The organism is Cupriavidus necator A5-1 (assembly GCF_000744095.1).
GTDB classification, from domain to species: Bacteria; Pseudomonadota; Gammaproteobacteria; order Burkholderiales; family Burkholderiaceae; genus Cupriavidus; species Cupriavidus necator_A.
On sequence record NZ_JQLI01000001.1, the window covers coordinates 4264510 to 4278441 of the forward strand.

Here is a 13932-nt window from a genome sequence, read left to right on the forward strand (position 1 = left end):
CCCCGCAGGAGAACCCCATGCCACGTCATCCAGTGCTCGAGCGGGTCACCGCCCGCATCGTCTCCCGCAGCGCCGCCTCGCGCCAGGCTTATCTCGACCGCACCCGCGCCATGGCCGGGCAGAAGGTCGAACGCGCGCAGCTCTCTTGTACCAACCTTGCCCATGCGGTGGCCGCGATGCCGGACGCCGCCAAGATCCGCCTGAAGGCCGACGAGCGGCCCAACCTGGCGATCGTCTCGGCCTATAACGACATGCTGTCGGCGCACCAGCCGCTGGCGGCCTACCCGCAATGGATCAAGGAAGCCGCGCTCGAAGCCGGCGGCACCGCGCAGTTCGCGGGCGGCACGCCGGCGATGTGCGACGGCGTCACGCAGGGCCAGGACGGCATGGACCTGTCGCTGTTCTCGCGCGATGTGATCGCGCTGGCGGCGGCGGTGGCGTTGTCGCACCAGATGTTCGATGCCGCGCTGTACCTGGGCGTCTGCGACAAGATCGTGCCCGGGCTGGTGATGGGCGCGCTGTCGTTCGGCCACCTGCCGGCGGTGTTCGTGCCGGGCGGGCCGATGACCACCGGCATCGGCAACGACGAGAAAGCGCGCATCCGCCAGCTCTACGCGGAAGGCAAGATCGGCCGCCAGGAACTGCTCGAGGCCGAGACCCGCTCCTATCACGGCCCCGGCACCTGCACCTTCTACGGCACCGCCAATTCCAACCAGATGCTGATGGAAATGATGGGGCTGCACCTGCCGGGCACGGCCTTCGTCAATCCCAACACGCCGCTGCGCGAGGCGCTCACGCGCGAGGCCGCGCGCCAGGCGCTGAAGCTGGTGCATGGCGGCGAGCGCTACACGCCGGTGGCTGACGTGCTGGACGAGCGCGCCTTCGTCAACGGCATTGTCGGGCTGCTGGCGACCGGTGGCTCGACCAACCACACGCTGCACCTGATCGCGATGGCGCGCGTGGCTGGCATCGTGCTGAGCTGGGACGACTTCGACGAGCTTTCCGCCGTGGTCCCATTGCTGGCGCGCGTGTACCCGAACGGCAAGGCCGACGTGAACCAGTTCCAGGCCGCGGGCGGGTTGCCGGTGGTGATCCGCGGGCTGCTGTCGCTGGGCCTGCTGCACGATGACGTGACCACCATCTTCGGCCACGGGCTGCAGGACTACACGCGCGAGCCGGTGCTGCGCGACGGCACGCTCACGTGGATCGACGGCCCGGCGGCGCCGCTCGACGACAGCATCGTATCCACCGCCGACAAGCCCTTTGCGCCGGACGGCGGCATCAAGGTGCTGGACGGCAAGCTGGGCCGCGCGGTGATCAAGACCTCGGCGGTCAAGCCAGAACACCAGGTGGTGCAGGCGCCGGCGATCGTGTTCGAGCACCAGGACGACGTGCTGCACGCGTTCAAGCGCGGCGAGCTTGAGCGCGACTTCGTTGCGGTGCTGCCGTGGCAGGGCCCGGCCTCGTGCGGCATGCCGGAGCTGCACAAGCTCACCCCGACGCTGACGGTGCTGCAGGACCGCGGCTTCCATGTGGCGCTGGTCACCGACGGGCGCATGTCGGGCGCGTCGGGCAAGGTACCGGCGGCGATCCACGTCTGCCCCGAGGCGTTGCGCGGCGGCGCCATCGGGCGCGTGCGCACCGGCGACGTGGTGCGCGTGGATGCGCCTGCGGGCGTGCTCGAGGTGCTGGTGCCCGCCGACGAATGGCAGGCACGCGAAGCGGCCCGTCCCGATCTCAGCGCCAACCGGCACGGTGTGGGGCGCGACCTGTTCGCGACCTTCCGCTGCCATGTCAGCACCGCGGAGAGCGGGGCCTGCACGCTGTTTTCGGATGAAGGGGGGGAAAGCCACGAGGGCGACCAGACCCGGCATGGCCATGCGGGCGCGCGCGGCCGCGCAACGCACGCGGCCTGAACGCCCGCGCTCAACCCAGGTTGTGCGCCGGCTGCCGCTGGCCACCGGCCGGCCGCGGCGCGGCGGGGGCGGGCGCGCCCTCGCTCACCTTCACCGCGCCGGGCACGGCTGACGCGCCCGGCACGTGCAGTTCCTGGATCGGCACGGCCAGCTTGCAGCCGGCGCCTTCCAGCACTTGCTTGATGCGCTCGTAGAAGGCGAAGCGCACGTCCCAGTAATCATCGTTCGAAGTCCAGTAGCGCACGTTCAGCGTAATGCCCTGCTGCGTGTAGTTGACCACCATGGTCTCCGGCACGGGCTCGTCCAGCAGGCGCGCCTCACGCGCCAGCATCTCGCGCAAGGCTTCCAGGCCGCGCTGCACGTCGCTGTCGAAGTTCACGGTGGCCTCGATGTCGGCGCGGCGCGTGGCGTTCTCGCTGTAGTTGGTGATCGCGCTACCCCACAGCTTGCCGTTGGGCACGCGCAGGCAGACGCCGTCGAAGGTGGTCAGCTCGGTCATGAAGAGGCCGGTCTCGCGCACGGTGCCGGCCACGCCCTGCGCATCGATGTACTGCCCCACGCGAAACGGCCGCAGCAGCACCAGCATGATGCCCGCGGCGATGTTTTGCAGCGTGCCCTGCAGCGCCAGCCCGATGGCAAGGCCCGCGGCGCCCAGCATGGCGATGATGCTGGCGGTCTGCACGCCGAACTGCGACAGCACCAGCACGATGGTCAGCACGCGCACCATCCACTGCAGCGCATTGGCCAGCAGCGGGCGCATCGTCGCATCCACGTGGGTGCCGCTGAGGGCGCGCCGCGTGGCCCCCGCCACGCGGCCTGACAACCACCAGCCGGCGATCAGGATCAGGAGGGCTGCCAGGCAGTTCATGCCCTGGTTGATGGCGAAGTGGACAAAGTAGGTCCAGCCCGCCTCCAGCTTGTCGGCGTCGATGAAGTTGAGGTCCATGGGAGCGGCTCCGTTGTAGTCCAGGTTGTGATCGGATCTGGTGGCGTTGCCGCAGTCTGCGCGGCGTACCCGTTTCTGCGTGCTGCGACGGGATTCGGTGTCGCGTCCGGCCAAATAGCGATCGGCGTCTGATTTGACAAATTGATGTACGTTGAATACATGTTGTCAGACGATCATCGACAAAGACGGGGCGCGCACCACAGAGTAGGTGACAAGCAAAGCGGGTATTGGTTTCCGGCCGAAGCGAGGCCGCGCCAATGCCGGACCCGCCAGGCCTTACTGGGTAAGGGCTGGGCCGGATCAGCGAGTTGCGTCAAACGTTGCGAGGAAGCACTGGGTACGGTGTGTCCGGTCGCTGTGATGGCGATGGACCGCCAGGATGTGTGGGGGACAGCGTGCTGCTGGCCAGCCAGCGGGCGACGCGAGCAACTTTCAGCGACGAAAGTTGGCGGGCGGACCTCGGATTACCGGGCCGGCGGCACCTCGGACCCGCACGCAGAAACGGGTACGCTTGGCGTCCGCCGCGCTCGACAACGGGCTTCAGGCCGGATGGTCGTGCAGCTTGTCGCGCGAGGCCAGCGCCGGGAACAGCCGCATCCACGCCGCCACCACCAGCAGCGTGCCGACACCGCCCAGGATCACCGCGCCCACCGGGCCGAACAGTGCCGCGGTGACGCCGGACTCGAACTCGCCCAGCTGGTTTGACGCGCCGATGAACACCGAATTGACGGCGCCGACGCGTCCGCGCATGTCGTCCGGGGTATCGAGCTGGACCAGCGTGGAGCGCACCACCACGCTGATCATGTCGGAGGCACCCAGCACCACCAGCGCCGCCATCGACAACGGCAGCCAGGTCGACACACCGAACACCACGGTGGCCACGCCAAACACCGCCACCGCGCCAAACATGGTGCGTCCGGCGCGCCGGTTCAGCGGATGTCGCGCCAGCCACAACGCCATCGCCAGCGCGCCGATCGCGGGTGAGGAGCGCAGCAGGCCCAGGCCCCACGGGCCGGTGTGCAGGATGTCGCGCGCATAGATCGGCAGCAGCGCCGCGGCGCCGCCCAGCAGCACGGCGAACAGGTCCAGCGAGATCGCGCCGAGCAGCACCGGCCGGCTGCGGATATAGGCAAAACCGGCAAAGACCGTGCGCACGCTGACCGGTGCGGTCAGGCGCTGCGCCGCCTGGCGCAGCCGGATACCGCTGACCAGCACGGCGGCGATGGTGAACAGCGTCGCGCTCAGCGCGTAGACCACGCCCGGCCCCGCCACATAGGCAAAGCCGCCGATGGCCGGGCCGATGATGATGGCGGTCTGTCCGGCCGAACTCGCCAGCGCCACCGCGCGCGGCAACTGGCGCGGCGTCACCACGCTGGGCAGCAGCGCCTGCAGCGTTGGGTTCTCGAACGCGCGCGTGGCGCCGATCAGCGCGACAAAGAGAAAGATATGGTGGCTGTCGATCCAGCCGGTCAGGCTCGCCACCGCCATGCCCGCGGCCAGCAGCGCCTCGATCGACTGGCAGGTACGCACGATGCGGCGCCGGTCGAAGCGGTCGGCCACGTGGCCCGACATCAGGATCAGCACCACCGAGGGCAGGAACTGCACTAGGCCAACCATGCCGAGCATCAGCGGGTCGCGCGTCAGGTCATACATCTGCCAGCCCACCGCCACCGTAAAGATCTGGTAGCCGATGGTGGTACACAGGCGTGCGAACCAGTAGCGGCGAAAAACGGCGTCGCCGAAGACGCTGTCCGGCTCGGCGGCCGGGACGGTGGCAGGGGAAGACATGGAGGCAGGAGCGAGGTGCGGGGAGATTGCTGTGCGTCACGATCCGCCGGGACACCGGCCGGGCCGTCGGGGCCAGCGGCTGGGTGCGTGCGGCGCACAAAGGCAAGATTCTAAAGCGCCTGCTGAATTGCTGCATACAGATGCCGACAATCGCACACCTTGATTGGGCAAATGCCGACCGTAGATGTCGGCATTACGCCTCTCCTCTGGCAAAACGGCCCGCAATTGCGAGCCGTTTTGCCTTTCAGATGCTGTGCGCGATTACACGATCTCGCGCGTCTCCAAGAACTGCAGGTTCGGGAAACGCTCCTGCGTCAGCCGCAGGTTGACCATGCTGGGCGCCAGGTAGACGTGGTCGCCCGCGCCATCCAGCGCAACGTTGTGCCCGGCCTTGGCAATCAGCTTCTCGATCTCCGCCGCATCGCCCTTGAGCCAGCGCGCGGTGGCGCATTCATGCGATTCGAAGATGGCATCGACGCCGTACTCATGCTCCAGCCGGTGCGCCACCACATCGAACTGCAGGATGCCGACCGCGCCCAGCACCAGGTCGTTCGAGGCGAGCGGGCGGAACATCTGCGTGGCGCCTTCTTCCGCCAGCTGCTGCAAACCCTTCTGCAGCTGCTTGACCTTGAGCGGGTTGTTCAGGCGCGCGCGGCGGAAGAATTCGGGTGCGAACGAGGGGATGCCGGTGAACTTGAGCGGCTCGCCCTCGCTGAAGACATCGCCCAGGCGGATGGTGCCGTGGTTGGGCACGCCGATGATGTCGCCGGCGTACGCTTCCTCGGTGGTGTTGCGGTCCTGCGCCATGAAGGTGATGGCGTTGTTGATCGCCACGGTCTTGCCGGCCGACACGTGCAGCAGCTTCATGCCGCGCTCGAAGCGGCCCGAGCATACCCGCACGAAGGCGATGCGGTCGCGGTGGCGCGGGTCCATGTTGGCCTGGATCTTGAAGACGAAGCCGGTGAACTTGTTTTCCTGCGGCTCGACCACGCGCGATTCAGTGTCGCGTGCCAGCGGCGGCGGCGACAGCTCGCACAGCGCGTCAAGCAGCGACTGCACGCCGAAGTTGTTGATCGCCGAGCCGAAGTACACCGGCGTCTGCCTGCCGTTGAGGAACGCTTCCTTGTCGAACGTGTGCGAGGCGCCGCGCACCAGCTCGATCTCGATGCGCAGCTCTTCGGCCTGGCTGCCCAGGATGCGGTCGAGCTCGGGATTGTCCAGGCCGTCCAGGATCGCCGCAGTGCCCTTGTCGCCGTGCGGGTCGAACAGCTGTACCTTGTCGTCGATCAGGTGGTACACGCCGCGGAAGGCCTTGCCCATGCCGATCGGCCAGGTCATCGGCGCGCACTGGATCTGCAGCACGTCCTCGATTTCATCGAGCAGCTCGATCGGCGAGCGGCCCTCGCGGTCGAGCTTGTTGATAAAGGTGAGGATGGGCGTGTCACGCAGGCGGCAGACGTTGAGCAGCTTGATGGTCTGCGCTTCCACGCCGTTGACCGAGTCGATCACCATCACCGCGGAGTCGACCGCGGTCAGCGTGCGGTAGGTGTCTTCGGAGAAGTCCTCGTGGCCCGGGGTGTCGAGCAGGTTGACGATGTTCTCCTGCGCGTTGCCCGCCTTGGTCTCGCGACGGTACGGAAACTGCATCACCGACGACGTGACCGAGATGCCGCGCTGCTTTTCCAGTTCCATCCAGTCGGAGGTGGCGTGGCGGTCGGCCTTGCGCGCGCGCACTTCGCCCGCGACCTGGATGGCGCCGCCGAACCACAGCAGCTTTTCGGTCAGGGTCGTCTTGCCCGCGTCGGGGTGGGAGATGATGGCAAAGGTGCGACGACGCGCAATTTCAGAAACGAGCGAGCTCACGGCAGCGGAGTTTGACTGGGAAATATTGGATGGGGCCCGGCGGGTGGCCGGAACCAGGTCCGGCAGCGCCAACGGGGGGCGGTGGGCCGGGCCCTGCGGGCACGCGAGGGAATGAATGGGGCGCTATTTTACCGGTTCGCGCGGTGGCGCGGGCTGAATCGGCCGGCGATGCTTCTGATTCAGCCGCTTACTTCTCCGCTTACCTCTCCGATCACTCCGCCAGCTTTTCCGCCGGCTTGCCGCGCAGGCTGCCGAACTGCAGCGCGTACTGGCGCGTCAGCTCGGCGCCAAAGAAGAAGATCTGCGCCGAGTAATACACCCACAGCATCAGCGCCACCAACGAGCCCGCGGCCCCGTAGGAAGAGGCCACGGCGCTGTTGCCCAGGTAGATGCCGATCAGACGCTTGCCCATCGAGAACAGCAGCGCGGTGATGACCGCGCCCATGGTGACGTCGCGCCAGGCGATGCGCGCGTTGGGCAGCATCTTGAAAATCACCGCGAACAGCGTCGTCACCACGGCAAAGGAAAAGGCGGTCGAGATCACGTCCGCGACCGGCGCGAACCACGACTGGGTCCATAGCTGGCCCCAGATGCGCTCGACCACGGCCAGCGCCGCATTGACGATCAGCGACACCAACAGCATGAAGGCCAGCACCAGCACCAGGCTGAACGACAGCAGCCGCGCGCGCAGCAGTTGGCGCCAGCCGGCGGTCTTGGGCACCGGTACATGCCAGATGTCGTCCAGGCTGCTCTTGAGCTCCACAAAGGCGCTGGTGGCGCCAACGATCAGGATGCCCATCGCGATCAGCGCGGCCGCGCCGCTGCCGCCGGCGCGGTGCGTGGCCGCCAGGATCTCCTGGATCGCGGCGGCGCCCTGCTCGCCCACCAGGCCCTGGATCTGCGAAAAGATCTCGCCGCGCGCGGCTTCCGCGCCGAAGAACAGGCCAGCGATGGAAATCACCAGCACCAGGATGGGCGCCAGCGAGAACAGCATGTAGAACGAGAGCGCCGCGCCCTTGCTGGCCGCGCGATGGTCGAACCATGAGCTGACGGCCGCGATGACCACGCGCAGGGTGCGCGCGCCGGTATGGCGGTCCGGCAGCCAGAGCGGGCGGTTGGGCCGGGGCTGCGGGGTCCCGCTGCCGGCGGAAGGAGGGGACGGGTGCTCGGTCTTGTCGGTCACGGCCTGTGCGCTTGCCCGCGGCCGCATGCCAGGGGCGTCTGCCGCCGCATGTCGGGGGGCGTCTGCGTTCATGATACTGCGCATTGCGGGCTTTGCCCAACCGGCGCGCCGGGGGCGACCTGCTACAGTAAGACCAGGCACACCTGCCGGCGCATCCGTTGCCCGCGCGCCGGCGCATGGAGGCACACGTGACCCCGATTCTCTCCGCCCGCCCGGTGGCCGCACTCCTGATCATCGGCGTGCTGGGCTGCGCCGGCTGCGAACGCAGCCAGCCGGGCCCCAAGCCCATTTCCGGGACGGCGTCCGACCGCCCTGCCGCGGGCACAGCCGCCACGCCCGCCAACCCGAACTCGTCCAGCTTGCCCCCGGCATCGGGTCCGGCCCGCTGAACGCGCCCGCGCGGGCGTACCCGTTTCTGCGTGGCTCGCGGGCCGGCACGCACGCGCTGATCCGGGCTCACTGAAGCCCGTGAGTTGGAGGAAAGCCTTGCCGTTGCCGACGCCGTCATGCGGGCGCGCGGGGGCGGGCGCCGTTGCCGACGTGTGGCCAGCGCCTTTGCCCGCGCCCGCCGTTGTCCACGCCGTTACGCAAGTGCAAGGCTGATGTAACGCAAGTTTCAAACGTGCAACGGGGTGCAATGTCGCCCCGGCGCGGATGCCGGGGCGCGCTATCCCGCACCCGGCGCGCGCCACGGGCAGCATGCGCTGCACGGTTGCGGCCACCGCGCGCTGGGGCGCTTTGCGCACGCGTTACAGCGGCGAAACCGATTGGTCCGCCAGCGGGCGAGCGTGCCCCGCAGCGATTCGGCCAGCTCCCGCAAAGCCGCGTGGCACAAGGCTCTGCGGCCATTGGCACACTTGTCGCTCAGTATCCGCAAGGGACGCGGTAACGCGTCAGTGACCATCGTCCGGACTTTGTACGCAGGAGACAAACCAGCCATGCGTCATCCGCCATCACGCATGACGGCGCGCCGGCGCTCATACCGGCTGGCGGGCCCGCCGCCATCGGTGACGGACCTGCTTTCGCCGCCGCTGCTGCCCTATCCGCGCGTGCACGCGCCGCCAGCCACGCCCGCCGTGCCGTGCGCGGCGCTCAGCGTTGGCAAGGGCATCGGCACGGCGAAGCGCGCGGGGTTCGCACGCGCCGCCTGCCGGCGCCATGCGGGCAAGCGGCGCGCCTGACGGCACCCGCGCAACCGCGTGTTCGGGCGCCACAGGGCGCGGGCGTATGGCGGTGCGTCACGGCCTCAGTGCCCCGGTGCCGCAAACAGGATCATTGCAGGCTCGCGAGCCAGCGTACCTGCACGGATTTGTGCTCCGTCCCCCGGCGGGCACTTTTTTTCCACAGGGAGGCGCAGTCCATGAAAGCCGGAATCCTTGCCGCCGCGCTGGCCGTCTGCTCGGGCAGCGCAGTCGCCGCGAGCTACGCCTGGTTCGATCGACCCGACGAAGCCAGCGCCAACAGCCATGCCGCGGTCAGCAACGATATCTATGTGCGCGGCTGGGGCTGGGCATGGGGCGAGTTGCTCATGCGTCCCGATGCCCCGGCCGCGCCGGCGCCGCAGGACGGCCGCCAGGCGCGCGACATCCTGGACCGCCGCGACGCGGTGCCGTGGCGCCAGCAAGACGAAAACGAAGCGCCGCGCCATCCGCGCGGCAAGATCAGCATGAACCTCGCTGCCGCCCCCGCGGATGCGGACGGCGCCGCCGGGGCCGGGCGGCCCCACAAGACTGTGCGCTGACAGGCTGTGCGCTGACGTGCCAGCGGGCACGGGGAAAGGTGGAACTGGCGAGCGGACGTCGCCCGTTCCCCTTTCCTCTGGCGCCTGAAGCTGGCGCGCCGCTTTTGCCGCCGCTTTTGCCGCTGCTGTTACCCCTATTCACCTGCCGGGGCCTGGCTCTCCACGCGGATATTGTGCTTGTGCATGAGCCGGTACAGCGTCACGCGCGACACGTTGAGCTCGCGCGCGGCCGGCACCACGTGAAAGCCGTGGCTGGCCATCACGGTACGAATCGCCTCGCGCTCGGCCTCTTCGCGAATCGCGTCGAGGGTCTTGCGCGGCAGGTCCGTGCCACCATGCAGCTGCAGGTCCTCGGCGGTGATCTTGCGGTTGTCGGTCATCACGATGGCGCGCCGCACGCGGTTGATCAGCTCGCGCACGTTTCCCGGCCAGGCGTACTGCATCATTGCCTGCGTCGCGCACGCCGAGAAACCGCGGATGCGCCGGTGCGCCTCGTGGCCGTGCTCGGTCAGCACCGCGTTGGCCAGCAGCAGGATGTCCTCGCCGCGCTCGCGCAGAGGGGGGATGCCCAGCGTCAGCACGCACAACCGGTGGAACAGATCGGAGCGGAAGCGCCCGTCGCCTTGCGCCGCCACCAGGTCCACGTGCGTGGCCGAGATAATGCGCAGGTTCAGCGGGATCGACTGGTGCCCGCCCAGCCGCGTGATGGTGCCTTGCTGCAGGAAGCGCAGCAGCGCCACCTGGCTTTCCAGCGGCAGGTCGCCGATCTCGTCCAGGAACAGCGTGCCGCCCTGCGCCTGCTCGATCCAGCCGACCTTGCGCTGGTTCGCGCCGGTAAACGCGCCCTTCTCGTAGCCGAACAGCTCGGACTGCACCAGGTGCGAGGGAATGGCGCCGCAGTTGATGGCGATAAACGGTCCCTTGCGCCGGCTCGACGCATCGTGGATCGCCTGCGCGGCCAGTTCCTTGCCGGTGCCGGACTCGCCGGAGATGAAGACCGGCGCCTCGTTGTGCGCCACCTTGGCCAGCGAGCGGAACATCGCCCGTATGGCCGCGCAGTCGCCGATCATCGTGCCGCGCGAGGCGGGCTCCTGCACGCGCGCGCCGTGCAACGAAGCCATGCCGTGCGCATGCTTGAGCGTGTAGAGCAGTTCCTCCACCGAAAACGGCACGCGCACGTAGTCGATGCAATAGTCGCGGATCAGCCGGCGCACGCGCTCCTCGGCGAGCATGGCATCGGAGGTGATGGCGACCCACGCGACATGCAGGTACTGCAACGCCTGCTCGAGCTGCACGAGTTCGGCATCGCTGTAGTCGGACTGCAGGTCGATCACGCCGGCCATGGGCGGACTGGCGCGCACCACGCGTTCGAGGTCGCGGACCTGCTGCACGCGGCGGACTTCCCATCCCGCGCCGAAGCTGGACGGGTCAAAACCAAAATCTTCATGACGCGACACGACCACGATCTGTGCAGTGCGTGACGCCTTGCACAGTCGGTCCATCACGATCTCCCGGACGTTAGGCTTGTTCTTGGTTCCGGCACCCGTGGCCACCGCCGCGGCCTGCGGCCGTGGCGGGCGGTGGGGCTGAACTGGCTGCGGGCCTGCGCCCGCGCGCGACGTCGGTATCACGAGCTGGACAGACTGCGGGACTGCTCGTCAGGCGCGGCAAGGTAATCCGCGCCCCCCTGGAGCTGCTCGCGGATGCGCCGTCGCACCGCCTCCTTCTCACGCATCAGCTCCAGGCTCGGCGCCTGGGGCGATTGGCCGGAGTACTGATAGTAGAGCGTCTTGTAGGTCAGCTGGCTCAGGATCCATTCCTGCAGCAGCACGCGCTGGCGCGCCAGCTCGCCTTCGAGCAGGCGATGGCGGCGCAGCAGGTTCTGCACGGCGGCGCGCGCGGTGTCGCTGAGTTCGCTGTCTTCGGCAAGCAGGGCCGCGACGTCGGCGGTAGCGCCGTCATGAGGTGCCTTGCTGAGGTGTGCTTCGCCTGCAGCTTCCCCCCGTGCAGCCCAGGCGCGATGATGAATGGATCGATTGACGGACTCCCTGACGGGCCCGATGGCGGGTCGCCGGATCTCTCCTGCGGTCATGATTATCCCCGTTGAACAACATCCCCCGGCACTACACGTCTGCGGTTACCACTTGTCAGTCTTGGAATATTTGTCCGCGTGGCGCGCGTGTTCCCCGCACGCTCCCGGCTGGTGGCTTTGCCGTCTTCTTGTCTGACGGTCTGTCCGGCGCTGTCCCCACACTGGCGGACGGCGCCGAAGGCTCTCGGTAATCTCCGGCATCCTGCCGCATGCACCGGAGTCAAGAAGGGGCGCCTTGCCGCGCCCCTCTTTGCCACGCCTATAGTTCAGTGCATTTGGGGCGGTTTGTCCAGCCCTGAGTGGGTGACTTACGCCCAATCTCATACTTTGGTATGAGCCCACGCGCACACGCCCGCAAGCCCATCCGAGCCGTCTTCGCCACCGTGCCATGGGACCGGTAAATGTCTGCTTACATGGTACGCAGAAACGGGTACGCTTTCGCACCCCGAACGGGTGATCGCGGCAGTCTCGCCAAGGAATTTCGGACGGTCGTGCGGAGCTTCCCGGGCGCTGCCTGTCGCATTCAGTGAGCGCGACTTCGGCGCGCTGGGAGCAGGCAAGCGGCACGCAGAAACGGGTACGCACCGCGTGCCGTGCGCGGGGGGATGACGGGTACGCAGAAACGGGTACGGAATGAGGTTTCGGACAGCCCCCTGCAATGCGCGGCCAAGCGCTATCCATCGGTACTGCATTGGGATGACGTCATCAAGACATAGAAAAAGAGACGGGTTTCGCCGTCCCTTCTTTGTCCTGCACTACCTATAATGCCCCGGCCTTTGTCTCATCCGTCTGGGGCCGTATTTAGTGACCCGGCAGGTAATAGAACTTGAAGACAAAGACCGCCGCGATGACCCACACCATCACGGGCACACCGCGCGCGCGGCCGGTCAGCAGCTTGAGCGCCGCGTAGCTGATGAAGCCGAACGCGACACCGTTGGCGACCGAGTACGTGAACGGCATGCCGAGCGCGGTCATCACCGCGGGCACGACTTCGGTCACGTCGTTCCAGTCGATCTCGAGCAGCTCGCGCAGCATCAGGCACGACACATAGAGCAGCGCCGGTGCGGTGGCATAGGCAGGCACGGTGCCCGCCAGCGGTGCGATGAACAGCGCCGCCAGGAACAGCACCGCCACGGTCACCGCGGTCAGGCCGGTACGCCCGCCCGCCTGCACGCCCGAGGCGCTTTCGATATACGCGGTGGTGGACGACGTGCCGAGGAACGAGCCCGCCATGATCGCCGTGCTGTCAGCCATCAGTGCCTTGTTCAGCCGGCCCATGCGCCCGGCCTTGAGCAGGCCCGCGCGGTTGGCCACGCCCATCAGCGTCCCGGTGGCGTCGAACAGCTCCACCAGGAAAAACACCAGTACCACGTTGATGATGCCGATCGACAAGGCCGCGCTGATATCGAGCTTGAACAGCGTGGGACTGAGCGACGGCGGCGCGGAGAACACGCCGTGGAAGGTGTTGCCGGCAAAGACGAAGCTCAGCAGCGTGGTGAGCAGGATGCCGATCAGGATCGCGCCCTTCACGCGCAGGTGGTCCAGCGCCACGATCACGAAGAAGCCGACGATGGCAAGCACCGCCGGGGGCTGGTGCAGGTCGCCGATGGTCACCAGCGTTGCCGGGCTCGCGGTGACGATGCCGGCATTCTTCAGCGCGACGATCGCCAGGAACAGGCCGATGCCCGCGGTGATCGCCACGCGGATCGAATGCGGGATGCCGTTGACGATCATCTCGCGCACGCGGAACAGCGTCACCAGCAGGAACAGGCAGCCGGAGATAAAGACCGCGCCGAGCGCGGCCTCCCACGCAAAGCCCATGCCCTTGACCACGGTGTAGGCGAAGTAGGCGTTCAGGCCCATCCCGGGCGCCAGCGCGATCGGGTAGTTGGCGTAGAAGCCCATGATCAGCGTGCCGATCGCCGCGGCCACGCAGGTGGCGACGAACACCGCGTCCTTGGGCATGCCCGCGTCGCCCAGGATCGACGGGTTGACGAAGATGATGTACGCCATCGTCAGGAACGTGGTGATGCCGGCGAGGATCTCGGTGCGGACATTGGTCTGGTGCTCGCGCAGCTTGAACACACGCTCGACCAGCGAAGGCGCGGCGTGCGGCTGGGGCGGATTGGCGGAAGACGTGCCCGGCTTGGAGGCGGGTTCCGGCATCGACATGAAGGTCTCCTGATATCGTTATCGTGTCCGCGACGCCTGGTGCGGAGGCCGCACCGCTTGCTGGCGACGCATGACCGGCCCCCCCTACGCGGCAAGCGTACTCTGGTCCAGGCCGACCCCGCTGCGCGCTGGCGCGGCGAATAAGCGATATGCAAAAGGCGTGATGATCCCACAGCGCGCGCGGGTGCTGCCGGCGCCAGCCTGGTGCGCCCGTTCATGGGCGGCCCCGTG

11 protein-coding genes are annotated in these 13932 nt (G+C 67.9%); 4 read left to right on the forward strand and 7 right to left on the reverse strand.

All coding sequences use genetic code 11. The features are described from left to right. Window positions 1-17 precede the first annotated feature (17 nt). A complete protein-coding gene (gene edd / locus K307_RS19010) occupies window positions 18-1916 on the forward strand; it encodes a phosphogluconate dehydratase (protein ID WP_051974966.1) in 1899 nt (632 codons plus the stop codon). Between the two features lie 10 nt (window positions 1917-1926). Here the strand turns inward: edd and K307_RS19015 are convergent, their stop codons facing one another. From K307_RS19015 to K307_RS19030, 4 genes are all read right to left on the reverse strand, one after another. After that, window positions 1927-2862, reverse strand: coding sequence for a mechanosensitive ion channel family protein (locus K307_RS19015; protein ID WP_042880416.1), 936 nt, complete (start codon window positions 2860-2862; stop codon window positions 1927-1929). Between the two features lie 540 nt (window positions 2863-3402). Then, window positions 3403-4650, reverse strand: a complete 1248-nt coding sequence (locus tag K307_RS19020) for an MFS transporter (RefSeq protein WP_042880418.1) — start codon at window positions 4648-4650, stop codon at window positions 3403-3405. Between the two features lie 261 nt (window positions 4651-4911). Beyond that, complete coding sequence (locus K307_RS19025) at window positions 4912-6513, reverse strand: peptide chain release factor 3 (RefSeq protein ID WP_042880420.1); 1602 nt, start codon at window positions 6511-6513, stop codon at window positions 4912-4914. Window positions 6514-6724: 211 nt separating this feature from the next. Further along, window positions 6725-7780, reverse strand: coding sequence for a YihY/virulence factor BrkB family protein (locus K307_RS19030; RefSeq protein ID WP_042880422.1), 1056 nt, complete (start codon window positions 7778-7780; stop codon window positions 6725-6727). Window positions 7781-7884: 104 nt separating this feature from the next. Between K307_RS19030 and K307_RS19035 the strand changes: the two genes are divergently transcribed. The 3 genes from K307_RS19035 (at window position 7885) to K307_RS19045 (ending at window position 9437) form a co-directional block, all read left to right on the forward strand. Then, window positions 7885-8085 carry a hypothetical protein gene (locus tag K307_RS19035; protein WP_230625757.1) on the forward strand — a complete coding sequence of 67 codons (201 nt, stop codon included), beginning with the start codon at window positions 7885-7887 and terminating at the stop codon, window positions 8083-8085. Window positions 8086-8634: 549 nt separating this feature from the next. Then, window positions 8635-8877: a hypothetical protein gene (locus tag K307_RS19040; RefSeq protein ID WP_155301175.1), complete on the forward strand. Its 243-nt coding sequence runs from the start codon at window positions 8635-8637 to the stop codon at window positions 8875-8877. 179 nt (window positions 8878-9056) lie between these two features. After that, window positions 9057-9437 carry a hypothetical protein gene (locus tag K307_RS19045; protein WP_042880427.1) on the forward strand — a complete coding sequence of 127 codons (381 nt, stop codon included), beginning with the start codon at window positions 9057-9059 and terminating at the stop codon, window positions 9435-9437. Between the two features lie 134 nt (window positions 9438-9571). Here the strand turns inward: K307_RS19045 and K307_RS19050 are convergent, their stop codons facing one another. From K307_RS19050 to K307_RS19060, 3 genes are all read right to left on the reverse strand, one after another. Continuing rightward, a complete protein-coding gene (locus K307_RS19050) occupies window positions 9572-10939 on the reverse strand; it encodes a sigma-54-dependent transcriptional regulator (RefSeq protein ID WP_042880429.1) in 1368 nt (455 codons plus the stop codon). Between the two features lie 125 nt (window positions 10940-11064). Beyond that, complete coding sequence (locus tag K307_RS19055; RefSeq protein WP_042880430.1) at window positions 11065-11529, reverse strand: hypothetical protein; 465 nt, start codon at window positions 11527-11529, stop codon at window positions 11065-11067. A gap of 801 nt (window positions 11530-12330) precedes the next feature. Continuing rightward, on the reverse strand, window positions 12331-13701 hold the full coding sequence (locus tag K307_RS19060; RefSeq protein WP_042880431.1) for an NCS2 family permease: 1371 nt from the start codon (window positions 13699-13701) through the stop codon (window positions 12331-12333). Between the last annotated feature and the right edge of the window lie 231 nt (window positions 13702-13932).